General features: G+C 67.4%; 23 protein-coding genes, 1 tRNA gene and 1 pseudogene. 12 read left to right on the top strand and 13 right to left on the bottom strand.

Annotation, left to right across the window (positions count from 1 at the left end; all coding sequences use genetic code 11):
* Nucleotides 1-39: 39 nt before the first annotated feature.
* From ACZZY9_RS09480 to ACZZY9_RS09470, 3 genes are all read right to left on the bottom strand, one after another.
* Nucleotides 40-1,227 (bottom strand): SpoIIE family protein phosphatase, encoded by a 1,188-nt coding sequence (locus tag ACZZY9_RS09480; protein ID WP_463463899.1) that lies wholly within the window; start codon nucleotides 1,225-1,227, stop codon nucleotides 40-42.
* 127 nt (nucleotides 1,228-1,354) lie between these two features.
* Nucleotides 1,355-2,407 (bottom strand): hypothetical protein, encoded by a 1,053-nt coding sequence (locus tag ACZZY9_RS09475; RefSeq protein WP_463463898.1) that lies wholly within the window; start codon nucleotides 2,405-2,407, stop codon nucleotides 1,355-1,357.
* Nucleotides 2,404-2,754 (bottom strand): GntR family transcriptional regulator, encoded by a 351-nt coding sequence (locus tag ACZZY9_RS09470; RefSeq protein WP_192060902.1) that lies wholly within the window; start codon nucleotides 2,752-2,754, stop codon nucleotides 2,404-2,406. Before ACZZY9_RS09470 ends, ACZZY9_RS09475 begins: the two co-directional genes overlap by 4 nt.
* 210 nt (nucleotides 2,755-2,964) lie before the next feature.
* Here ACZZY9_RS09470 and ACZZY9_RS09465 point away from each other — a divergent pair, with 210 nt between their 5' ends.
* From ACZZY9_RS09465 to ACZZY9_RS09445, 5 genes are all read left to right on the top strand, one after another.
* Nucleotides 2,965-3,228: a GlsB/YeaQ/YmgE family stress response membrane protein gene (locus ACZZY9_RS09465; protein WP_192060901.1), complete on the top strand. Its 264-nt coding sequence runs from the start codon at nucleotides 2,965-2,967 to the stop codon at nucleotides 3,226-3,228.
* A gap of 246 nt (nucleotides 3,229-3,474) precedes the next feature.
* Nucleotides 3,475-4,314 (top strand): ABC transporter ATP-binding protein, encoded by an 840-nt coding sequence (locus ACZZY9_RS09460; protein ID WP_463463897.1) that lies wholly within the window; start codon nucleotides 3,475-3,477, stop codon nucleotides 4,312-4,314.
* A gap of 129 nt (nucleotides 4,315-4,443) precedes the next feature.
* A complete protein-coding gene (locus ACZZY9_RS09455) occupies nucleotides 4,444-4,935 on the top strand; it encodes a hypothetical protein (protein ID WP_463463896.1) in 492 nt (163 codons plus the stop codon).
* A gap of 35 nt (nucleotides 4,936-4,970) precedes the next feature.
* Nucleotides 4,971-5,180, top strand: a complete 210-nt coding sequence (locus tag ACZZY9_RS09450) for a hypothetical protein (RefSeq protein ID WP_463463895.1) — start codon at nucleotides 4,971-4,973, stop codon at nucleotides 5,178-5,180.
* A complete protein-coding gene (locus tag ACZZY9_RS09445) occupies nucleotides 5,177-5,974 on the top strand; it encodes a hypothetical protein (RefSeq protein WP_463463894.1) in 798 nt (265 codons plus the stop codon). The genes ACZZY9_RS09450 and ACZZY9_RS09445 overlap by 4 nt, the downstream gene beginning before the upstream one ends.
* Before the next feature lie 67 nt (nucleotides 5,975-6,041).
* Here ACZZY9_RS09445 and ACZZY9_RS09440 read toward each other — a convergent pair whose 3' ends face one another.
* Genes ACZZY9_RS09440 through ACZZY9_RS09430 form a run of 3 tightly spaced genes read right to left on the bottom strand, consistent with a single transcriptional unit; the run spans nucleotide 6,042 to nucleotide 8,910 of the window.
* Entirely contained in the window at nucleotides 6,042-6,719 is a 678-nt protein-coding gene (locus ACZZY9_RS09440; RefSeq protein ID WP_463463893.1) for an ABC transporter ATP-binding protein, read from the bottom strand.
* A complete protein-coding gene (locus ACZZY9_RS09435; protein WP_463463892.1) occupies nucleotides 6,716-7,999 on the bottom strand; it encodes a hypothetical protein in 1,284 nt (427 codons plus the stop codon). Before ACZZY9_RS09435 ends, ACZZY9_RS09440 begins: the two co-directional genes overlap by 4 nt.
* On the bottom strand, nucleotides 7,996-8,910 hold the full coding sequence (locus tag ACZZY9_RS09430) for a hypothetical protein (RefSeq protein WP_463463891.1): 915 nt from the start codon (nucleotides 8,908-8,910) through the stop codon (nucleotides 7,996-7,998). The genes ACZZY9_RS09435 and ACZZY9_RS09430 overlap by 4 nt, the downstream gene beginning before the upstream one ends.
* A 176-nt stretch (nucleotides 8,911-9,086) precedes the next feature.
* On the opposite strand from ACZZY9_RS09430, the gene ACZZY9_RS09425 reads away from it, so the two are divergent.
* On the top strand, nucleotides 9,087-10,301 hold the full coding sequence (locus ACZZY9_RS09425; protein WP_463463890.1) for a multidrug effflux MFS transporter: 1,215 nt from the start codon (nucleotides 9,087-9,089) through the stop codon (nucleotides 10,299-10,301).
* Between the two features lie 103 nt (nucleotides 10,302-10,404).
* Here ACZZY9_RS09425 and ACZZY9_RS09420 read toward each other — a convergent pair whose 3' ends face one another.
* Nucleotides 10,405-10,911 carry a hypothetical protein gene (locus ACZZY9_RS09420; protein ID WP_463463889.1) on the bottom strand — a complete coding sequence of 169 codons (507 nt, stop codon included), beginning with the start codon at nucleotides 10,909-10,911 and terminating at the stop codon, nucleotides 10,405-10,407.
* 112 nt (nucleotides 10,912-11,023) lie between these two features.
* Between ACZZY9_RS09420 and ACZZY9_RS09415 the strand changes: the two genes are divergently transcribed.
* The gene (locus tag ACZZY9_RS09415) at nucleotides 11,024-11,950 is read left to right on the top strand and encodes a hypothetical protein (protein ID WP_463463888.1); all 927 of its coding nucleotides are present in this window, start codon (nucleotides 11,024-11,026) and stop codon (nucleotides 11,948-11,950) included.
* A 15-nt stretch (nucleotides 11,951-11,965) separates the two neighbouring features.
* On the opposite strand, the gene ACZZY9_RS09410 is transcribed toward ACZZY9_RS09415, so the two are convergent.
* A complete protein-coding gene (locus ACZZY9_RS09410; protein ID WP_463463887.1) occupies nucleotides 11,966-12,106 on the bottom strand; it encodes a hypothetical protein in 141 nt (46 codons plus the stop codon).
* A gap of 286 nt (nucleotides 12,107-12,392) precedes the next feature.
* On the opposite strand from ACZZY9_RS09410, the gene ACZZY9_RS09405 reads away from it, so the two are divergent.
* Nucleotides 12,393-12,614 (top strand): hypothetical protein, encoded by a 222-nt coding sequence (locus ACZZY9_RS09405; protein ID WP_463463886.1) that lies wholly within the window; start codon nucleotides 12,393-12,395, stop codon nucleotides 12,612-12,614.
* A 71-nt stretch (nucleotides 12,615-12,685) separates the two neighbouring features.
* Nucleotides 12,686-13,135, top strand: a complete 450-nt coding sequence (locus ACZZY9_RS09400; protein ID WP_463463885.1) for a DUF4279 domain-containing protein — start codon at nucleotides 12,686-12,688, stop codon at nucleotides 13,133-13,135.
* Between the two features lie 150 nt (nucleotides 13,136-13,285).
* Here ACZZY9_RS09400 and ACZZY9_RS09395 read toward each other — a convergent pair whose 3' ends face one another.
* From ACZZY9_RS09395 to ACZZY9_RS09385, 3 genes and pseudogenes are all read right to left on the bottom strand, one after another.
* The gene (locus ACZZY9_RS09395; protein WP_463463884.1) at nucleotides 13,286-14,746 is read right to left on the bottom strand and encodes a hypothetical protein; all 1,461 of its coding nucleotides are present in this window, start codon (nucleotides 14,744-14,746) and stop codon (nucleotides 13,286-13,288) included.
* A 160-nt stretch (nucleotides 14,747-14,906) separates the two neighbouring features.
* A pseudogene (locus tag ACZZY9_RS09390) lies at nucleotides 14,907-15,457 on the bottom strand (recombinase family protein).
* Between the two features lie 476 nt (nucleotides 15,458-15,933).
* Nucleotides 15,934-17,211, bottom strand: a complete 1,278-nt coding sequence (locus ACZZY9_RS09385) for a hypothetical protein (RefSeq protein WP_463463883.1) — start codon at nucleotides 17,209-17,211, stop codon at nucleotides 15,934-15,936.
* Between the two features lie 956 nt (nucleotides 17,212-18,167).
* Between ACZZY9_RS09385 and ACZZY9_RS09380 the strand changes: the two genes are divergently transcribed.
* On the top strand, nucleotides 18,168-18,338 hold the full coding sequence (locus tag ACZZY9_RS09380; RefSeq protein ID WP_463463882.1) for a hypothetical protein: 171 nt from the start codon (nucleotides 18,168-18,170) through the stop codon (nucleotides 18,336-18,338).
* Nucleotides 18,339-18,868: 530 nt separating this feature from the next.
* On the opposite strand, the gene ACZZY9_RS09375 is transcribed toward ACZZY9_RS09380, so the two are convergent.
* Together ACZZY9_RS09375 and ACZZY9_RS09370 are read right to left on the bottom strand one after the other, a co-directional pair.
* Nucleotides 18,869-19,141 (bottom strand): hypothetical protein, encoded by a 273-nt coding sequence (locus ACZZY9_RS09375; RefSeq protein WP_463463881.1) that lies wholly within the window; start codon nucleotides 19,139-19,141, stop codon nucleotides 18,869-18,871.
* Between the two features lie 465 nt (nucleotides 19,142-19,606).
* A tRNA-Ser gene (locus tag ACZZY9_RS09370) sits at nucleotides 19,607-19,697 on the bottom strand.
* A gap of 121 nt (nucleotides 19,698-19,818) precedes the next feature.
* Between ACZZY9_RS09370 and ACZZY9_RS09365 the strand changes: the two genes are divergently transcribed.
* Both ACZZY9_RS09365 and radA read left to right on the top strand, forming a co-directional pair.
* On the top strand, nucleotides 19,819-20,577 hold the full coding sequence (locus tag ACZZY9_RS09365; protein WP_463463880.1) for an SGNH/GDSL hydrolase family protein: 759 nt from the start codon (nucleotides 19,819-19,821) through the stop codon (nucleotides 20,575-20,577).
* Between the two features lie 257 nt (nucleotides 20,578-20,834).
* Entirely contained in the window at nucleotides 20,835-22,199 is a 1,365-nt protein-coding gene (radA, locus tag ACZZY9_RS09360; RefSeq protein WP_463463879.1) for a DNA repair protein RadA, read from the top strand.
* The last annotated feature ends 94 nt before the right edge of the window (nucleotides 22,200-22,293 follow it).

Below are 22,293 nucleotides of genomic sequence, written 5' to 3'. Positions count from 1 at the left end.
GGCCGAGGAGGCGCTGGTCGCGTCGGGTGAGGAGGTCCGTCACGGACGTCGGTCCAGTACGAGGAGGGTCACGTCGTCACGGGCGATGCGGTCGCGGGCGAGCAGGGCGATGGCGTCGACGAGATCGGGGGCGTCGGAGCGTTCGGCGTCGCCCGAGCGGGCGACGATGCCGCCGACCTCGGCCAGCCAGCCGTTCTCGTCGTCGAGCACGTCGAGCACGCCGTCGCTCATGACGACGAGCCGGTCGCCCGGCAGCAGCACGATGGTGTGGGTCTCGTGCGTCTGCGCCTCGAGCCCGAGCGGCAGGTCGGATCCCATCAGCTGCTCGACGGAGCCGTCGGCGCGGACGACCAGGGCGAGACCGGAGCCGGCGTCGACGTACGAGAGCTCGTCGGTGTCGAGGTCGAGCACGGCGTGGAAGTACGTGACGAACGAGCCGGTGCGCTGCAGATCGCCGATGACGGCGCGCTCGATGCGGTCGACGGCCGTGCCGAGGAGGCGGTTGTCGCTGACCGTCGGGACGGCGGCTCGGCAGGCGGCCCGGACCGACGACCCGAGGATGGCCGCGCCGACGCCCTTGCCCATGACGTCGCCCACGGCGACGTGCACCTGTCGGCCGACGACGCCGTAGTCGAAGTAGTCGCCGCCGACGCTGAGCGAGGGGAGGCAGACGCCCTCGACGTGGACGTCGTCGATCTCGAGCGGCTCGGCGGGCAGCAGCGCCTGCTGGGTCGCGGACGCCGAGGCGGCCTCGGCGTCGGCCAGCAGCTCGCTCTGCGCCCAGGCCGCGAGGTCCTCGAACTCGGACATCTGCTCGGCGTCGAGATGACGCGGTTCGAAGCCCATGACGCAGAACGAGCCCACGACGTTGCCCGACCCGTCGAGCAGGGGGTGACCGAGGTAGAAGCCGAGGTCGTTGGCGCGGAACGGCTCGATGTGGTCGAAGCGGGCGTCGGCGCGGGCGTCTTCGGCGGAGATGATCTCGCCCGAGTCGATCACGAGGTGGCAGGGGGTGTCGTGCCGACCCACCACGGGGACGTCGAAGCCGTCGCGACCGAGGAAGAGCGCGCGTTGATTGTCGAGCACCGTGACCGACGACATCGGCACCCCGAAGATCGCCCTGGCCATGCGGGTGATGCGGTCGAGGCGGGGATTGCGGTCGGAGTCGATGACGCCGAGGCTCTCGACCGCCCGCTGACGTCTGATCTCGCGAGTCGACTCCTGCATCGCCGCACCCCCTCTCTGTGGACACTCTAAACAGATGGAGCGGTCTACGGCGGCGATCGAGCCACCGCCGGTGGCCCCATTTCTGGTCTGGCCGGCGTGTGGAGGAGCCGGTTGACGGGCCGTGGCGTCAGCGCTGGGCGAGAGCGGCGGCGACGGACGCGGCGGACTCGGCGTCGTCGATGGTGACGGCGACCGCGCTGCCGTCGCGGCGTCGGACGACGATGCCGGGGCGGCGGCCGGTGACGTAGGCGGTGCCGCGCTTCGAGACGCGCAACCCCCAGCCGCCCCACGACATCGGGTCGAGGGTCTCGGTCTCGACGCCGGCGACGTCGGCCAGGCGCACCCGCAGCAGACGGATGCCGAGCAGTGCCGAGACGAGGCGAACCCCGCGCTGGTCGACGGTCAGTCGGACGCGCCCCAGAGCGAGCACGGCGGCACCGGCGAGCAGCAGCACGGCCGAGTAGACGACGACCGAGGAGGCGCCCATCACGAAGAGCACGGCGCCGGAGACGATCGCCAGGGCCATCACGACGGACCCCATCACGACGAAGACGGGGCTGCCGCTGGTGCCCGACCACGCCAGGCGCTCCCCCGGTCGCAGATCCGCCGGGCGGGCGCTCGCCCGGTCGTCGAACTCCACGTCGGGCAGCGCCCGGACGCCGCTGCCGGTCGCCAGCCAGCCGACGACGACGCCCCAGGCGAGGCCCGGGAGCGTGAGCGCGGGCGTCCAGCCGGCCACCGCCTCCTCGGGGGTCGGCGCGGCTGCTGTCGCGAGGGCGGTGGCGACCCAGGTGCAGGCGGCCAGGCCGGCGAAGGAGGCCGCGCCTCCGGCGATCAGGCGCGACGGGCGCCCGCGCCGCGTCAGGGCGGCCACGATCGACACCGTGGTCAGGGCCGCGACGATCGCCGCGACGACGGCGAACGACGACCAGGTTCCCGAGAACCCGTCGGCGGCGCCGTCGCCCGACCAGTGACGCGCGATGGTGTCGCCCAGCCGCGGACCGAGCACGAGGGCGACGACCACGAGGAGGGCCGCGGGCGCGAGGGCCGCGACGACGGCCGAGGAGGTGCGGAGCAGGACCACCCCGTCCACCTCGGCGGGCACGGGGTCGGCAGGCACGGGCGTGGTGCCGGTCTCGGGCCCGTCGGGCGTGCTCGGGGCGGGTCGGTCGGCGGTCATGTCATCCCCCTGATGATCGTGGCGAGGTCGGCGGGTGCGATGCCGAGGCGGGCGGCGTCGCGCACGAGCGCGGCGGCGGCGGCGTAGAGGGCCGTGGTCGGGGCGTCGGCGCCCGCGATGACGACCGCCCCGCGACCGCGACGGAGCTCGATCAGGCCGGCGGTACGGAGCGAGTCGTAGGCCCGCAGGACGGTGTGCATGTTGATCGCGAGGGCGGCCGCGAGGTCACGAGCCGAGGGCAGTCGCTCGCCGACCTCGATGTCGCCGTCGGCGATGCCCCGGCGGATCTGCGTCACGATCTGGTCGGCGATCGGCATCTCGGATGCCGGGTCGAGCCTGATCAACATGTTCTAGTTCTACTAGTACAAGTGGTTGCTCGCAAGGGCCCCCGTGCGCTTATCGGCTAGCCGACGCTCGAGCTCAAGCACGAGACTCTCAGGAGGCGCACAGTGGATGTACCGCTAAGCCTCGATTTGAGGCTCCTGAGCTCGTCACCATCTCGGTGGTGAGGGGGTCAGGCGGTGCAAACTTGTCGTCAACCGCTCGAAAGGTCTCTCATGAGCTTCCTCGCCTTCCTCCTCCTCGGCCTCATCGCCGGCGCCATCGCCAAGGCCATCCTCCCGGGCCGTCAGGGCGGCGGCTGGATCGCCACCCTCGTGCTCGGCGTCATCGGCGCCCTGCTCGGCGGCTGGATCGGCGGCGCGCTCTTCGGCGTCGACTTCAACGGCTTCTTCTCGATCGAGTCGTGGCTGATCGCCATCGTCGGCGCGGTCGTCGTGCTGTTCGTCTACGGCCTCATCACGGGTCGCAGCAAGCGCTGACCCTCCGGGGCCAGAAGAAGGGGCGGGCGCAGTGCGCCCGCCCCTTCGTCGCGCTCGGGGTCAGCCGAGCCGGCCCGTCAGGCGGGATGCGCCGTTAACGCATCGGCGAACACCCGCCTCCCGCGTCATCCACGGTCGCAGCTGCTGACCCGACGCGACTCCCGAGTGATCAGCTGCCCGCAGGGCGACCGCCCTGATCGCGAGACATCTTGACATATCGTACGGTATGTCTTACTTTCGGCAGCTATGCATGAGCCCATCCTCGACGTGCGCGATGCGCGACGCAGCTTCCGGACGTCGACAGGATCGATCGAGGCTGTCCGCGGGGTCGACCTCGCCATCGACGCCGGCGAGGTCGTCGCCGTCCTCGGCCCGAACGGCGCCGGCAAGACCACCACGGTCAAGATGGCGGCGACGTTGCTCGAGCCCACGCGAGGCTCCGTCCGAGTCGCAGGCATCGATGCTGTCGCCGACCCTCGCGCAGCTCGCCGTCACCTGGGGCTGGTGCTCGGAGGCGACCGGGGCTTCTACATGCGGGCCAGTGCGGTAGAGAACCTCCGCTTCTTCGGGGAGCTCCAGGGAGTACACGGACGCGCCCTACGGCAGCGGATCGTCGAGGTGCTCGCCCGCGTCGGCCTCTCCGATCGTCGAGGCAGCAGGGTCGAGACCTACTCCAGGGGTATGAGGCAACGACTGCATCTCGCGAGAGCGCTCCTCGCAGAGCCCGAGCTCCTCCTCCTCGACGAGCCGTCCATCGGGCTCGACCCTGAAGGCGCCGAAGACCTCCGCGGGCTGATCCGTGAGCTGCGGGCCTCGGGCAAGGCGGTCCTTCTGACCACGCACGATCTCGCCGACGCCGACGACCTCGCTGATCGCATCGTGATCATCTCGGATGGTCTCGTCGTCGCGGAGGGGGCCCCCTCCGACATCGCGGCCCGCGCGGGGATCGGCACCGTGACGACCCTCACCGTCGAGTCGAGAGCAGACCCCCGGAACATGTTCCGGTCCGTCGTCGGAACAGCGGACATCATCAGCGAGGAGCGGGGGACTCTGGTACGTCGACCTCGTCTGGGAGCACGGCCGTGATCCCGCCGCACCGGCCTTTCTCGCCTCCCTGGCCGACGTCCGGGCCTCCGTCACGAGACCGACGACCCTGGAGGAGGCGTACCTGGCCTTCCTGCGGACGCATCGAGAACGAGTCGGGACATCGGCGCCGTGAACGCGCTTCGAATCACGCTGTTCCACGCCCGGCAGCTCCTGCGGACGCCCTTCTTCCTGCAGCAGGCGCTCGTCTCACCAGGCATCTTCGTCGCCCTCCGCGTCCTCGGCTCCCTCGGTGCGGACACGCCGCTGACGGCCTCACTGTGGCTCGAGGGCTCCATCGCCGGGATCTGGGCGACGACCACGACCGCTGTCGGCATCATCAGCTACCAGCGCTTCCAGGGCACCCTCGAGCACATGGCCTTGAGCACCCTCCGCCCGGGCGTGGTCTTCGGGAGCCTGTGTGCGGCGGCGGCGACCATCGGGCTCCTCGGCATCCCCCTCGCGCTCGGGTTGCAGCTCGCCGTGACGGGTCACGTGCACGTGGATCTCCGCGACCTGGTCTCGTTGGCCGCGTCGTTCCTTGCCTGCATGAGCCCGCCCTCGTCCTGGCCGCGTTCTTCCTGGTCTCGCGCTCGGCGACTGTGCTGGAGCCGCTGCTCCTGACCCCGATCTGGCTGCTCAGCGGGATCGTCGTCCCCTTGTCGTCATTCCCGTGGTGGATCGTTCCGGTCGCGGCGATCCATCCGCTCGTGGGGGCCGTCGCCGTCGGGCACTCGACGGGGTCCGTCGCTCTCGTGTGGCTCCTCGAGTCGGTGGGGATGTCCGCGCTGTGGGCTACGGCCGCGTGGGTCCTGCTGATCACGGCGCTCCGTCGAGCGCGTCGCGACGGAACGCTGGCGCTGGCATGACGGGCGCAGGTTCGACCTACCGCGCGGCGATGGTCATCGCATGGCGGGCGCTGCCCGAGTCGATCAGTCCGACCGTTCGAGCGGTCCGCCTCGGGGTTATCCCGCTGCTGACGTCGATGTTCTACCTCGCCATGGCGAGCGGTGCCGGGGCCGCCGATCCTGATGCGGGCGACGCCCTCGCCGCGTCGGTCGGCGTCGGTTCGGTCGCCGCGAGCGTCGCCGTCGCCACCCTGGTCGCAGAGGATCGCTTCGAGGGGACGACCCCGTTCCTCTTCATCGCCCCGCACGGAACCGTCGCCTCGTGGCTGGGTCGCTTCACCGTCGTCGCCGGCCTGGGCGTCCTGGTCGCGACCGTCGGTCTCCTCGCGACCCTCATGGTGATCCAGCCGTCGGGCCGCTCAGACAGCTGGGGCATCATCGCCCTGGTGCTCGTCGGCGTCGCACCGGCTGCCATCGGCATCGGCTTCCTCATCGGTGCCGCCAGCCTCTCCCTCCGCGACAACTTGCTTCTGTCCAACATCGCCGAGTACGTGCTGCCCCTGGCGGCCGGGGTCGTCGCCCCCCTGAGCGTGCTGTGGCACCCGATAGATCTCGTAGCGCGTGTCATTCCTCTCGCGAACCTCATCGAAGCAGGGAGGACGGGCGTCGACGAAGGGATGTCGGAGGGGTTCTGGGGCGACTACGCCCTCGCTCTCGGCACCGGAGCCGTCTGGGTCATCGCGGCGGTCGTCGTCTGGGGGCGTTTCGAGCGACGCGCCCGTCGCGCCGGGACCCTGGAATCGTCGGCGTTCTAGCTACAACCGGTCTGGACGTGCAACATCGCCTTCGCCGGCTGCTCTCGGGAGACGTCACAAGGAGGCATCAGCGACTGCTGGCGTGATCGACGAGTCGGTGGTCGGCGACGACGACTCGTCGCTCGCAGGAGGCGGCTACGCGAGGACTGTGGGTGGCGATGATGAAGCTGATGCCGCTGTCCTGCAGGGATGCGAACAGGCCCAGGATGTCGTCCTCCGTGTCCTCGTCGAGTGCACCGGTGGGCTCGTCGGCGAGGATCAGAGTCGGACGCTTCACGATCGCCCGTGCGATGGCGACGCGTTGGGCCTCCCCACCGGAGAGCCTGGTGACCGACTTCTTGCCCATCCCCTGCAGTCCTACCGACTCCAGGGCTTCCCCGGTGCGCTCTTTAGGCTGCGCGAGTCCGCGGGCACCGAAGAGCACGTTCCGCTCGACGGTGAAGTCGTCGAGGAGGTCGTAGGACTGCGCGATCAGGCCGATGTGAGCACGTCGATGGTCGGCGAGCGGATCGAGGCGTCTCGGCACGGCTGTGCCCTGGAAGACGTATGACCCCTCGTAGTGAGCGTCCAAGCCTGCGAGGATGCGCAGCAGCGTCGTCTTGCCGCTGCCGCTGCGCCCCAGAAGGGCGATGGAGCGCTCGTGAGAACCCATCGCGAAGTCGAGTCCGTCGAAGATGCGGCGCACGGATCCGTCAGGCTCGCGCACTGTCTTCTTGAGGGACTGCACGGTGAGGAGCTCGGTCATGGTTCGTTCCTTGGTCTGTGTCGGATGGCGTGCTGCAGCTGCGTCCGGCGGTGAAGCAGGTCGAGAGCGCCGAGCAAGGTGACGAGCCCGAGACAGAACGTCTGTGCAGACGATTCCTGGTTCGGAAGAGAGTGCGTGATGGCCAGGAAGACGAGGGCGAGTCCCGCGTATTCGACCGCGACGATGGCGAACACTGCTCGTCCGAGGTCGCTGCGACTCTGACCGAGCTCCCACGCGACCCGGATCCGTCGCTCCCGACGTCGAATGGCGCTGCCGGTCAGGATGGCGCTCATCACCAGGGATGCGGCCGCGATCAAGAGTTCGACCGTCAGCACGACGGCGAAGTTGTCGTGCACCAGCGCCCGGACCGATGAGAACTGCGTCAGGTAACTCGGCACATTCAGCAGCACGTAGTGCTCGAACCCCGAAGTCGCCGCTGCGCCCTCCAACGCCTCGAACACCGTGGCATCGGAGAGCCCTCGATCGACGGCGATGTTGGCATTCAGCATCGCGAAGGCGAGGATGCCTGAGAAGTCGCGATCCGAAACCGGTGAGGCGGTGATGCTCGTGGGGTAGGGGACGATCAAGTAGTCGTCGAGGAAGTGATCGATGTCGCCCTGGTAGAACATCGAGGCATTCGGTGGGAGGAAGCCTGCGACCTGCATCCGGGTCGGCTTGAAGTAGTAGTCGACGGCCAGCTGGTCTCCCACGTCGTAGACGCCCTCGTACTCGGCCCCCAGGAGCACGGGGATGGTCTCGTTCTCGTAGTCCACAGCGTCCCAGTCGAGATCCGTGCCGCCCTGCCCAGCGAGGTTGTAGAACTCGAAAGTCTCGCGGCTCAGCTGCATGGACTTCACGTCGACGACCTGCTTGTTCGTGAACGGATCTTCGTAAGGCCCCTGCGCGGCACCGGGAACTCCATAGCCCTCTTCGAAGGTCACCCCTCCGGCGAAGTCCTCGACCTGCATGGGCTGGTCGAAGGCCGAGAGCACCTGAACGCCCTCGGGGGCGTTCTGCGTCAGGGCGTCGTAGAACGTGGTGACCTTCTGGATGTTCTCCGTGGACTCCCGGTACTGCGAGAACATCGTCGGGTCCGTCAAGCCATCGATGAGGCCGTACATGTCGACCTCCGCTGAATCGCCGAAGCTCTGGATGGCTGCATCCTGCGTCGACAAGGAGAAGGTCAGCACGTTGTAGAGACTCGTCAGGAGGAACGCGAGCACGAGGATCTTGGCTGCGAGCCGCCCATAGGTGCCGCGGAGCAGTGCGCGCGTGTTCATCGGCTCGTCCTCACCAGTGAGGCCACGAGCGCCCCCGCCGACACGACGACGCTCACCGCAAGCGGAAGTCCTGCGGCGGCGGCGAGGTCCGGCAGCGAGCGCAGCGCTCCCGCCGAGAGCAGTGCGCCGGTCGACACCGCGACGAACACCGCCCCCGCGAACCAGGCGAGGGGAAGGACACTCAGCATCACGACTCGCGGGCGTCGGAGACCGAGTCGATACTGCAGGGCGGCGACAGGCCGTCGGAAGCCTGCGATGAGCAGGCCGGCGGCGATCGCACCGAGGAGCGTGAGCCCCCACCCGCAGATGATGACGATCGGTGAGACGAAGTCGATGTTGGTGCGCCGGTCCGCACCCCCGCCGACCGGCGCAGCCATCTCCGATGTCACCCCGGCGACCTGACGCACGCCACCCTCCACGTCGACGAACACGGGTTCGTCGTCGCTGATGAGATCGGGAGCCTGGAGAAGAACATCCTGCGCGAGTCCGCTGTCCGCACGGACACCGAGCCGCCCGATCACGGCGAAGGCCTGCCCTGCGTAGTCGACGTACTGTCGGCCATCATCCGAACGGGTGGCCACCCCGTCGCCGACGAGAGCGACGAGCTCGTCGTCGGCACGCAACTGCCTGCCTTCGTGGATCGGCAGCGCCGCAGGATGACCGAATGTGCGAACCGCTCGAAGGTCGCCGCTCCCATCCAGATCCTGAAACACACGCCCGCTGAGGCGCGTCAGGTCGAGCAGCGTCGGATCGAGGGCGGTTGAGTCGAGCGTCACCGCCGTGCTGCTGAGCAGATCGCCACCCTCGAGCGACAACGCGCTGCGGACGTTCGCGTACACGCTGATCCCGGCACCGAGCGAGCTGAACAATGCCAGCAGCACTGCGCTGAGGATGACTGTGCGGAGGTTCATCGGAGTGTTCCCTTGGGCTCGAGACGACCAGGCCGGGAGGGCACGAATCCTCCCGCCCCGGGGTACCGCGGAGCTCCAGCGGCAGATCGGTCGAAACCATTACTACAGGTATGTGATCATGTCAGGCAAGCTCCGGATCCTCACCCGGAAGCGGCGCGGAGCTAGGCTTCGGCGTGATGAGCGACGACGACGTCTCCCGGCCCGACGCTGCCGCCCCGGCCCCCAGAGGGCGCGGCGCGGTCCTCTCCATCGCGCTCATCGTCGGGATCTCACCCTTCGCGACCGACATGTACATCCCCGGTCTGCCGGCCATCGCGCGCGACCTCGGTGCCTCGACGGCGCAGGTGCAGCTCAGCCTCACCGCCTTCCTCGTCAGCTTCGCGCTGGGGCAGATCGTCATCGGCCCGCTCAGCGACGGCACGGGTCGCCGGCGCATCGTCCTCATCGGCATGTCGGTGTTCGCGCTCGCCTCGGTCGCCTGCGCGGTGGCACCCGACGCGAGCACCCTCGTCGTGGCCCGGGTGCTGCAAGGATTAGGAGGCGCGGCGGGCTCCGTCGCGGCCCGCGCGATGGTCGGCGACTCGACGACGGGCACCACCCGGAGCCGCCTCTTCGCCACCCTGGCGGCCATCAACTCGGTCGGCCCGGTCGTGGCCCCGCTCGTCGGCGGCGCCGTGCTGGCGGCCGGGTCGTGGCGCATCACGTTCGTCGTGCTGGCCGTCTTGGGGTCGGGGCTGGCCATCGCGGCGACGCGACTGCTTCCGGAGACCCTCACCGCGCCTCCCGAAGGCGGAGCCTCGTTGGGGGCGTCGCTGCGAAGGATGCGCGGCCTGCTCGGGATCGCACGGTTCCGCTGGTATCTGATCACCGGATGCGCGGCGACGATCGGCTTCTTCTCGTACATCTCGACGTCGTCGTTCGTTTTTCAGCAGGAGTACGGATTCGGCGAGGGGCTCTACACGCTCGTCTTCGCCTCGAACGCGTCGTGCATGATCGCGTCGACGCTGGTGTTCCGGCGGCTCATCGGGCGATTCGACGAGGACCGCCTCTTCACCGTCGGGCTCGCGGTCTGCGCGACCGGGTCGCTGCTGGTGCTCGTGGGGGCTCTCTCGGGTGCCGGGCCGGCGCTCGTGTGGCCGGCGCTGGCGATCGTCACGGCGGGGTGGGGGTGGGTGATCCCCGGGTCGATCACGCTGACGCAGGCGCTCGGCCACCGCTCCCCCGGCACGGCGGCCGCCCTCGTCGGCGGGCTGCAGTTCGGCCTGGGCGGAGCGGCCACACCGCTCGCGGGCGCCCTCGGCGGCACGGCCGTCGTGATGGGCGCGCTCATGCTCGGGTTCATCGCGGTCGGTCTCGGCGCGCAGGTCTGGGCGTCGCGACGGGTCAGGTGATGGTGCCGGTGCCGGTGCCGGTGCCGGCTGAGCCGTGGCCGGGATCGAGGAGTCGCACGATCACACGGCCTGGATCACCCTCGTGAACGCGAGTCGTGTCGACCTACGGGAGGTCGAGGGACCCTTCGTCGCGGCGAGGGTCGGCCTGTGCCTGCAGACGGTCGAAGACGGGAGCGCAGGCCGCTCGGAGTTCGTGCCACGTGGCCTCCATGAGGCCCGTCAGCGGGATGTCCACGCTGTGCGCGTAGCCGTGCTGCGCGCGCGGCACCGCGTCTCCGGGCAGGACCAGAGACTGCACGAACGCCCCCGTGTCCTGGTCGAACGTCAGCGTGTGCGAGGCGACGTTCCGCCCCCAGTCTTCGGAGGGCCAGGACAAGAACGCCACGTGACGAGGTGGAGCGGCCGGGTCGGTCGCGGAGACGTAGCTCCCGTAGTGCTCCTCGCCGGGCGAGAGGATCTTGTACGCGCCGTTGTCCAGGTAGATCAGCAGAGCCTCGGGGAACGGCTTCGGTCCGTACATGGCGGTGTACCGCAGCGCCTGGACGAACACGGGAGCGCCCAGCGGCACCTCGAGTCCTCGTCGTGGTGATGAGTGATCTTGCTCGGTCATCGTGTCTCCTCTCGGCGACCCCGGGTCGACAGGGGTACCCAGATTAGACAATCTCGTCGGTCCGTAGGCGTCTCCGGAGCCGCTGGGCTGATCGGCCGGTAGCGTCGCCGTCATGGGGATCTGGTCTCGGCTCGTCGGCGCGGCGTCGAGCGACGTGCCCGCGGAGTTCGTCGTCGTCGTCAACCGGGAGAGCGTGTCGATGGGCGACGACGCCCAGTCGCACCGTCGCGAGCTACGGGTCCGGGCAGGGTCGCTCGTCGGCGATGTGGTCGAGCGCAGCAGCCCCGACATCCGCGTGCAGGGCTGGTCGTGGGTGGCCGTCGTCGACGGAACCGTCGTCGCCGTGTGGTCGGACGACCACGGCGTCGCCCTGCTCGCCCCCGACAGGCCCCTCACCGCGTCAGACCCGGGCGGGGTCGTCCAGGTGCGCTTCCTCTATTTCGGTCGGCTCGACCCGGCGTGGCTGCACGCGCGCCTCGCCCAGGGTGCGCCGCTCGACCGGGACGCACTCGCCGCCGAGCACGCTCCGCTCGCCCGTGCGGTGCTCGAGCGTGAGCGCCGGGAGCGCGAGGCCGCGACGACCGCGCGCCTGCTCGGCCCGACGTGCGTGCGGGCGCTGGATCATCTCGGGGCGGTCGTCGACCTCCACTCCGACGTGCTCTGTCGGTTCGACATCGGCGGCGTCGCCTGGCAGGTCGAGCGCCAGGACAGCATGACCGTCGTCTTCGGCCGGGGGCGCCGGTCACCCCTGGCGTCGCTGCGCCCGGTCGGCCTCGCGGAACGCTGGGTGCTGGCGGCGCTCGCCCTCGACCGGCGCGCCGCCGACGGCCTCGACCCGCTGCCCGACGCGCCCGTGCGCGCCGGGGCCGAGCCGGTGCAGCTCACGGTCGCGGGCAGGGCCCGGGCTGTCGAAGGCTCGTCGGGCGCGGTCGTCGCGCAGTTAGGGGATGAACGCGACGTCCGGTCCCTCGACCTCGTCCTGGGCCGCGACCTCGACGAGGTGGTCGCCCTCTTCGGCCTCGCCGGCCCGCGCGCTTGAGGCACCCCTCGCAGCTCAGCCCGTGGCGCCGCCGGCCGGCCCGACCGGGGGCTTGATGGGCTGCGCGCGCACGACGACGGCCACGCCGGTGCCGGATCCGGCGGGGCCGGCCTCGGAGTCGGCGGTCCCGAGGTCCGCGGCGGCCCAGGCGAGCACCTCCGGCCGGCGAGCCGGTGTGCCAGAGCGGCACTTCTGTGGACAGTGTTGGCCACGTTCACACTCATGCTTGCTGTGTTCACGCTCACACGCGGGGACGTTTCGTGGTGGGGCCAAGTCGGCCCAACCGAGGCACCCGGCTTGATCGGCGCTTCTGAGCTCATCTACGGCGCCAGCTATCGAGTGCACCGCGTGCGGGAGTGGCAAGGGGAATAGCCGAGCGTCTCGGTGGCCCATCGTCTATCGGGCATGGCGGGGCGACGGCCCATGAGGTTACTGTGCGGTCATGACCGCGAATACTCTGGGCACCCTGCTCGCCTTCGTTGGCGCTTTCGTCCTGATCGGTGGCGTCGTACTCCTTGCCACGTCTCGTGAGATCGACGATTTGTCGGCCTCTTCGATGGCGGCCGCATGGTGCGTCGTCGTCGCCGGCGCCGCGAAAATCGTGTCCGGCTTGATCTTGCGCCGGCAGGTCTGGCGCAAAGGTAAACCCGGTGCGGACCGCTGACCGATCGGTAAGCGGCCACCATCGTGTCAAAAATCACGAACTCGGCAAAGCACGAGAGGGACACTGCCGCAATGATTAAGAACATCCAGGTGGAGCTGAACATCCTTGGCCAACAGGGCTCTTCGGCGCACGTGACACACCTCTTGGGCGTCACACCGGACGAGCACTACGAGATAGGCGATCTCAAAGGTGACGGTCCCTGGGTCTTCGACGTATCGATATGGAACCTATTCAGCAACCGTCACGTCGACGAGATACGCGCAGAGCACGGGCAAGACCCTTGGGGGCGTGTGCAGTGGGTGCTGCTACTGCTGCCGCGGAACTCGGCGGATCTCTTCGCGATTCTGCGCCACGAGGGGTACATCCTCACGCTGGCCGTGTCACTCATTACCGACCATGAAGAGAACACCTTCACAGTGCCGGCGCAGGTCGTGCGGCAGGTGGCAGCCGCTGGGCTTGATCTAGAACTGACACCCGTATCGACCAAGCACATAGATATTTCATACGCCGACGTCTGGTGATCTCGGCTGAGTTCAACGGGGCACGTCACCACCTGCCGATAGCCGATCCCTAATCGGGTGCCCTCCGGAGCTGCATGACTGAGGTGCGAGAGAGTGCTCTATAACGACCTTGTAGGCGTTTCCCCTCGCCTTCACGCCGCTGTCTTTCAGCTACCGGAGGCCATCGCAGCAGAATCGATACTTTTTACCGCTTCCGCAGCCGCACGGCCCATACACCCCTAGCTGCAGTCGAAGCTCTCGATCAGGAGTTGGATTTGCAACGGTGCGGGGATCGGCATCCAAGATCACCTCTCCTGCAGTAACAGCGACCGTCATTCCAGGTTCTTTAGGGATTCCCCAGTTTGGGCCGGAGCTTGGCGCACCCTCGGACTGGACCGATCGCATCTCCTCCCCGGCGGCACGGTTATGTCGCACTAGCGAAGACCAAATTCGTTGTGGCCCAGCAGAGCCCTTTCGACGGTCGGACAGCTCGTCTAAGACTGTCCCGGCCAGGGCAAGCCCAGTCATCGGACCGACCGCTCCGAGCGTAAAGTCCGCAGCTAGGGCCGCTGTGATGCCGTACTTGTTCGCAGAAAGAGAAGCCCCCAGTCGAGCCAGATAGCCGGATGACGCGGCATCCTCGCCTTGAGCGATTAGGGGGCGAAGCAGGGCGTTCTCCTGGTCCTCGATATACAGTCTGGCCTCGTCGGGGTTTTCTACTGGGGTGTGCTGATAGACCTCATGAAGTTTCGCCCGGAATTCCGCGAAGGCATCGTCGTCATGGATGTCACGAACAACCCTTGGCGTCAGGCCGTGGAACACGGGTAGCCCGGAGTTCAGCACGGCTTCAACGACTCGAGCTGAACTTCCGACGATAGGGCTGATACCTGCTTGGCAAAGGAATCGCTCGTGTGCAAATGGAGCTGTGTAGGTCACGCCATGTTCAGACGCGAGAGTGAACTCGCGGGAGAAGTACCGAATGCCGTGATCAATCGCCTTCTGGATCTGGGGTCCGGGATCTGGCCCTGGGGCCATCGCGAAAAACCCTCGCACGTTGGTCTCAGAAGCGATTTCTCGAGCACCAAACCGCTCTGCGTATTCAGTCGGCCCCAAGTCGACTCTGCTTGAGATGTCTCTTCGAAGCTGATCAATTAAGGACCTTCTACGGTAGAAAAGCGGCTCCGAAGCGACGGGAACGACAATGCCTGCCTCAATAAGTGGCCGCATTCGGAGCAGTTCAGGGATGACGGTGCAGAGGAACGCGCGAGTCCGCCCCATGCGAGTCTCGGCGTCTTCCTCAGGGGGCCGATATCCCGGTCTAGCGCTGATCATGTGTTCGAGGTGGTATTGCTCCCAAGAGAACCAATCAGCTATGGGGTCGCGAACGAGGACTTGCCCGCTGTAAAGCAGGCTCGAGAGCACAAGGTCGCCACCGATCAACGTAAAGTTGGCCGACGGCCATCCGCCCAAGTAGATGGGATGTAACTCCGAATCAATTTCAGGCTCGTGGGCAGCCGAGAACTCGCGCACTCGCTCACCGAAGTGATCCAGATCTCGTCCAGGGAGAGAAGAGAAGTCAGCTTCGCCCCGTGGCGTGAGGTAGTTGTCGATGACGTCCAGCGTTGACAGCATGACCCCATCCTGTCGTTGATTCGTCCTGGAAGAAGCAAATGCGCAAGGTACATGGCCGACGTGTTGCGACGAGGCCCTGATCGGCAAAACGATTGCCCGCCCCCAGATTGAGATCTCAGGTTGCTAAGTCAAGTCTTCACAGCCCTCCGTGGGACACATCTCAAGTTAGTTCGGCGCGATGGACCGCTCGATAAACCGTCGAGCGGGCGACGCCGAACAGCTCGGCGATCTCGCTCGTGGTGCGGTGCAGCTGCACCAGGTGCTTCTCCTGCGAGGGGGTGAGCTTGGGCTTTCGGCCCCGGAGATTGCCGGCAGCCTTCGCGATCGCCATGCCCTCTCGGGTTCGGGCACGGATGAGGTCTGCCTCGAACTCCGCGACCATGCCGAGCACATTGACAGGAGCCGCCCTACCGGGTCGGTGGGGTCGTAGACCGCTCCCCCGAGGTTCAGCGCGACACCCTTCTTCGTCAACTCGTCCGCAATATCGGTCGCGTCCCGGGGCGAGCGGGCAAGGCGGTCAAGCTTGGTGACCACGAGAACGTCACCGGCACGGCACGCAGCCAATGCCTCACGGAGGCCCGGCCTCGCTCGAGTGGTGCCCGACAAGCCGTGGTCAACATGGACGTGTTGATCGTCAACACCGAGCGATTCAAGACCATCAAGTTGTGCTGCGAGATTTTGTCCCGAAGTCGAGACACGCGCGTATCCGATGAGCGTCCAACGACTGCAGCGTTTAAATCCCCATGATCGGGCATTTTTGCGGGACAGTCATACGCGAATACGCAGGCCAGGCGGCACTTGACTTCAGTCGGCCGGGACCGACGCGCAAAGTGTCCCGATGAACGACCGTCTAACGGGCGCCCGACCCGCAGGCTTCCCAGAAACCCGGGCCGGTTCGAAACCCCGTTTCGAACCGGCCACCGTTTCTGGCCGGTCGATCCGACCCTCGGCCGAGTCCACCCGCAATCGAACGTTTATGGGCCTTGAATCGATAACCCTGTTTGGACAGAGATGACGTCTATCGCTCGAGACGGCGCAGGAGTGCGCACCCCTTGCCGTTGGCGGCGACCTAGCGGGCACTCTCTAGGGGCTTCGGGGTGGCGATCCAGGAACTGAGGATGCGGAATTTGTATTCGGTGACGCCGCCGGGGCTCTGCCGGACGGAATCTGCACGTAGTGGTCTTGTCTTACGCCGAGAAGTTGGCCCGGGCATACATGACGATCCAGCCCTTGTCAGTGATGTTCACAGTCTTCCGGCGCTGGTCGTCCTCGTCTACAACGGCGTGCACAAGAGAGACCTGCTCGAGAGCAGAGAAATTAGTTCGCATCTGCTGCGGCGTGTTGAAACCAAATTCTTCATTGTCGCTGGGGGCACATGCGCCCCCTGCGGCAGCTAGATCGTCGAAGAGGGTCCAGGCGCGTGGCTGAAGCGAGATAGAGGAAACGATCTGCTCAGCTTCCTGGGCCAACCAGACCTCCAGCAGGGGCAGATATCCGTCCGGATGCTTACCTAGCTCTCCCTCGATTTCAAGCCAAACGCAAAAGGCTTGGGCGTACTTCAGGGCGTCGCGGAGGTTCTCATTGCAAATCTTGTAGAGGTGTTGAAATTCTTCCGCCTCGACTGGCGACTGCACATCGTCACTAGCGGCGTAATGGTTTAGACGCGCTGAGATGAGATCCGGTATAGAGCGTGAATGAACAGGCGCTACCGCGATTGGGGTACTCACCCGGCCATTCAGACTGGGCGAGCTCACGGAGGATCGAATGATTCCTAGGGCCCCGCAAAGCACCCACTTGACACCCGGAAGAGACAAAGTCGTATCGCGGACAGTCTGAAGAACCCGTCGCGCCTCGTTGCTTTTTCCGACGAGCTCGACATTGTCGATAATCCCCACGACCGCACCATCGGAGGATGTCGGGAAGATGCGAACCAAGGCGGCTTTCAAGAGTCGCTCAAATCCAGATTCGTCAAAACCAGGAGAAGAAGTTGCCGTCTCCGCGTACTCCCCTGAAACCCCGAAGAGGCCCGCGCCGTAGCTGCGATTCACCGGCTGATTCAGCCAAATCTTGAGGTCGTGCAGGCCGCCTACGTCATGGCCGCACTGCTCAAGGAAATGCTGGTGCTCAATTAGAGCTTGGGCGACGGAAAAGAGTGCGTCCCGGTGCAGTTGGTGAGCGTCGGTGCCCATCTGGACCAAGACTGATGCGGGAACGAACGTCTGGTCTGTCTCGCGCCGCTTTCGCTGCTCCATTGCGCGATAGAGCGTGACGAGAACAAGACTTGTCTTGCCAACACCGTTGGCGCCTTCAAGCGTTGGGTGCAACGATTCGCTACCGAGCTTGACGGCCAGCGTTCGGCTCTCTCGCTCCCGACCAACTAGAAGCGCGTCCCCGGCTTCCGTCGCCGGAAGCGGTTGTGATGCGTACGGGTTATCGCGAAACCCAAGGTCGGTCCAGATAGTCATGTGTCCTCCTAAAGTGCAGCAGCACTGCCGCAGACGCAGCTTAGGGGTGAGTGGCAGCTGCCACCCACCCCTAAGTCGTGGACGCTAGTCGAGGACCACCTTGAGGCCTCTAACGTTGTTCGCGGGCGAGCCAGAGACGCTGCCTGGCAGCCGCTCTCAGCCTGGGGCATGCTCTCAGTGAACACACAGCACAACCTCATCATGGATGCCAAGTCTGATGTATCATTGGTACGTACCCCTGCACGAGTGTCCGGCCTTTCAGCGACTAATTGTCAATGATCCGCTGGCGTCACGATATGTACCCGCTTCACGGCTAGAGCCCTGTCGCGGTGCGAGACCCGGTGAAAACCGGCGCTGATTACATGTTCTGAGGCCCCGCAGTCTCGAGCCGAAAAATGTCGCGCCAGTTCGAGTCTCGCTATAGCAACACCGGCCCTGTCTTCTTTTTGGTGCCATGTGTGCGGGTGCTTGGTACCAGTAACGGAGATTCTGGTGCCTCTGTGGCTTCCTATCGTGACCGACCTCATCGAGGCGGCACCGTCAACTGTGTTGGTCGTACTGCTCGCTCTGCGTGTGACCAGTCGCCCGCTCCTGCTCCTTGGGGCCGGGGTAGTTGCTCTCGTCTCGTCCGGGCCGCGAGGTGACCGTGCGCAACAGATCGTCACCGCGCTCACCTCGCGTGCCCCGCGCCCAAAGTAGGACTGCACCGGCGATCGAGTCGGCCGCCTGTCACGGTCGCTCGAGGCGCTACTGCGCGTGTCGGTGGATGGGCCTACCGTGCGCCTGTGGGTGTGCAGGGATCTGGCGACGCGATGCGGAACATCCTCGCGAAGCGACGAGAACAGCACCCGTATGCTCGCCCGGTGTTCCCGGGGTCGCACGGGCTGTGGCTCGTGCAGCAACAGCCGGCGCCACCTCTTGGGTACGTCACGACTCGCAGCTCGACGGGCCGCTGGGTGTTCGACGTCTACGCACACTGCCGCGACGACGGCGGCCGCCGACCCTGGCTGCGGACCTTCGACACGCTCAACGCTGCCATCGCCTGGGCGGTTCAGCATGAGGCTGAGATCCGCGTGCTGATCGAGCGCAGCTCGCCGGAGCCGGAGGCATGGTCGGGGACGGTCTAGCCCCCGGGGCTCGACTCGATGCTGCCGCCGTTCCACTTGTAGCCCCCTCGGAGCTGACGCGGTGCAGCTCGTCACTGTCGGCGACGGCTCCCGCGAGCGACGGGCAACCCGCGATCCACGGTCTATCGCGGACGGCCTCAGCGTATACGTAGACGTGGACGGCGATCACGGCGTCGACGACGCGGAACCACGCGAGAGGGGCTGCCGAGGGATCATCGACGGTCTTTATCCGGGCGACGTTCGTACCCTGAAACACGAGCCGGTACTGAGTCACCCGCCGACCCTAGGTCAGGCGACCCACAGTGGCCTAGGTGCCGCGGGCGGCTTGCAGCCGGAGCGCTGCGGCCTTGACTCGCTCGATGATGACCTGGTGCTTGGCGCGATCCTCTGCCCTCAACAGGTGACCGCCTGCGTCTCGGTAGAACTCGGCCGACTCGGTGACGATGGCGTTCTACGCCTTCCACTCGGCCCGCTCGGTCATGCTCAGCCGCGGTGAGCGGACGCTTAGACATCGCTGACGTTGAGCTGCATCAGATCTCTGTCGAACGGCGCGCAGCACTGTTCGCGTCGATCTGGCGTTCGACGTCCAGCGCCAAGGCGCGAGCCTGCTCTACGAGGAGGCGGAACGACCCGGCGTTGCTCATTGTCTCGGGCAGGTCGTTGTCGTGGACGCGCTGGCGTTCGCCCTCCGCCTGGTGATCGTTCGCCTCGGCGAAGTCGTGCAGGGCCCTGGTCAGGATCACGTAGGTGTCCGTGTCGAGGTTGAGCAGCACGGGCTCGAACAGCTCTTGCTCCTGCGGCACGTCACTCCCCCATCGGGCGACCCTGGGGCAGCTCTCGCGCGCAGGATCAGGTCGTAGCGTCGCTTGAGACGGCCCGCAGGGCGACGGCCGGCAGGGCCTCGCGGAGACGCTCCCGCGGCCAGCGCCAGCGATCACGGGTTCATTGCGGACGGCGCCGACGGTCACGCCTGACATCGGCACGAGGTCGAGGCCCGGCACGATGACGTCGCGCAGCGTTTCGAGTGCACGGGCGCCAAGCGCGACCGAGAGGCCGCCGGGTCGTCGTCGACGGGGCCGGCGGCGAGCACGTGACGTTCTGTCTTGGCCGCAGGATGGAGCAGCTGTACACCCCTCGCGATGCGGAAGTGCAGGTTGCTCACTCGAGCTCACCGCGTTCCTGTTACCGCTGCGTTACCGCTGTTCTCCGACGACAAATGAAAGAGCCCCGGAACCCCTGCAAGTACGGGGTTCTCGGGGCTCTTTCTCTGGCGGTACCGGTGGGATTTGAACCCACGGTGGAGTCAACCCCCACACATGTTTTCGAGACATGATCCTTCGGCCGCTCGGACACGGTACCGAGAGCGAGTGTAATACACGACGGGGGCTGTGTCGAAACGGCGACCCGCGCCTCCTCGGCTCCCGCGTGGCTCCACAGGCATCGCAGCCGTGATGTCAGTGGTCGGGCGTAGGTTTCGAGCATGACGCAGCGCACCTCCCTCGCCTTCCTGTCGGGCGTCGGCACCACCCTCGCCGCCGTCGGCGGGACCTTCGCCCTGTACCGCCACTTCGCCGGTCAGCAGCGCGCCGCCGCCCACGACCTGAACGAGAAACTGCCGGTCCACTCGGCCTGGTGGCGCTCGCGTTACGACAAGAAGGGCGCCCTGCTCTACGTCGCCCTCGGCGACTCGGCCGCCCAGGGCATCGGCGCCTCGAGCCCCGCCCGCAGCTACGTCGGCCGCCTGTCGGCAGGCATCCGCCGCGCCACCCACTCGTCACTGCGCATGGTCAACCTCAGCGTCAGCGGCTCGACCACCTGGCTCTGCCGCAAAGACCAGCTGCCGAAGCTCGCCGAATACGACCCCGACATCGTCACCGTCGCCATCGGCGCCAACGACATCATCGACTTCAAGGCCGAGTCGTTCGAGAAGAACATCCGCGCCATCTACAGCGCCCTGCCGAGCCACGCCATCGTCGCCGACCTGCCGACCATGTGGCTGCCCGACCGCGAGAAGAAGGTCGCCGAAGCCAACGCGATCGTCCACCGGGTCGCCGGCGAACTCGACCTCACCGTCGCACCCCTCTACGAGACCACGCGCCGACAAGGGCTCCTCCGCACCTTCCGCAACTCCGCCGGCGACCTGTTCCACCCCAACGACCTCGGCTACCGCGTCTGGGCCTCCGCCTTCGAACCCGCCATCGCCGACCGCCTCGCGCAGATCGCCGCCGACCGCGCCTGAGACGGGTTGGGCGGCCCGATTCGGGCTGACCCGGCGCGGCCCCTCGCAGCGGCCCGACCCGGCCTGACCCGGTGCGGCCCCGGCCTGACCCGGCGCTGCCTGGCGCTACCCGGCGAGGCTCCGGCCTGGAACCCCCGCGTGAGCAAGGCACCCCTCTACGACGGGGTTCGATGCTCACGCGGGGGTTCGTGGTCGGCTTTCCACAACCCCGCCGAGGAGGCGCGGCGAGTGTCGGTGGCCACACCTAGGCTGTCCGCATGGCACGCCCCGCATCCCCACCCTTCCGCTGCACCGAATGCGGGTGGACATCGCTCAAGTGGGTCGGTCGCTGCGGCGAATGCCAACGCTGGGGCACCGTCGTCGACGTCACCACCACCCTCGCCAGCGCCCGCGGCACCGCCGCCATCAAGGTCGGCGCCGACCGCGCCGCCCGCCCCATCACCGAGATCGAAGCCACCAGCGTCGCCTCCTGGCCCAGCGGCATCGACGAGTTCGACCGCGTGCTCGGCGGCGGCATCGTCCCCGGCGCCGCCATCCTCCTCAGCGGCGAACCCGGCGTCGGCAAATCGACGCTCCTGCTCGAGGTCGCCTCCCGCGCCGCCGCCACCGGCGCCCGCGTGCTCTACGTCACCGCCGAAGAGAGCGCCTCGCAGGTCCGCCTCCGCGCCGAACGCACCAACGCCCTGCACCCCAACCTCTACCTCGCCGCCGAAGTCGACCTCGCCGTCATCCTCGGCCAGATCGAGCAGGTCGACCCGCAGCTCGTCATCGTCGACTCCGTGCAGACCGTCTCGTCGTCCGCCCTCGACGGCATCGCCGGCGGCACCTCGCAGGTGCGCGAAGTCGCCTCGACCCTCATCCGCGTCAGCAAAGACCGCAACCTGCCCGTGCTGCTGGTGGGGCACGTGACGAAAGACGGCACGATCGCCGGCCCGCGCCTCCTCGAGCACCTCGTCGACGTCGTCTGCCAGTTCGAAGGCGATCGCCAGACGTCACTCCGCTTCATCCGCGCCCACAAGAACAGGTTCGGCCCCACCGACGAGGTCGGCTGCTTCGAGATGACCGGCGACGGCATCGCCGAGGTCGCCGACCCCAGCGGGCTCTTCATGTCGCGCACCGGCGCCCCCGTCAGCGGCACCTGCATCACCGTCGCCATGGAGGGCCGCCGCGCCCTGCCCGTCGAGGTCCAGGCGCTCATCGTCGCCAGCTCGGCACCGCAACCCCGCCGCGTCGTCAACGGCGTCGACTCGTCACGCGTCGCCATGCTGCTCGCCGTGCTCGAACGCCGCGCCGGCATCCGCCTCGGCGACGCCGACGTCTACGTCTCCACCGTCGGCGGCATCAAGCTCACCGAACCCGGCGCCGACCTCGCCATCGCCCTGGCCCTCGCCAGCGCCAGCCGCGACGTGTCGTTCCCGCACACCATGGCCGCCACCGGCGAGATCAGCCTCGCCGGCGAGATCCGACCCGCGTCATCCGCCACCCAACGCAGCTCCGAAGCCCGCCGCCTCGGCTTCACGCACCTCGTCGACTCGGACGCCACCCACCTCCGCGAGGCCCTCCGCCGCGCCTTCAGCATCGGCAGCAGCCCGCGCGAACGCGAGCTCGACGCCGCATTCTGACGGCATGACCCCGCCGGGTCGCTCGCCGCCTCGGGCGACGACCCGCGCCTCCTTCGCTCCACCCGGTGTGCAGCGGCGCCGACCAGGGACGTCG

This window comes from Frigoribacterium sp. AC394, from assembly GCF_979258095.1.
This window is presented reverse-complemented; position numbering and strand designations above follow the sequence as displayed.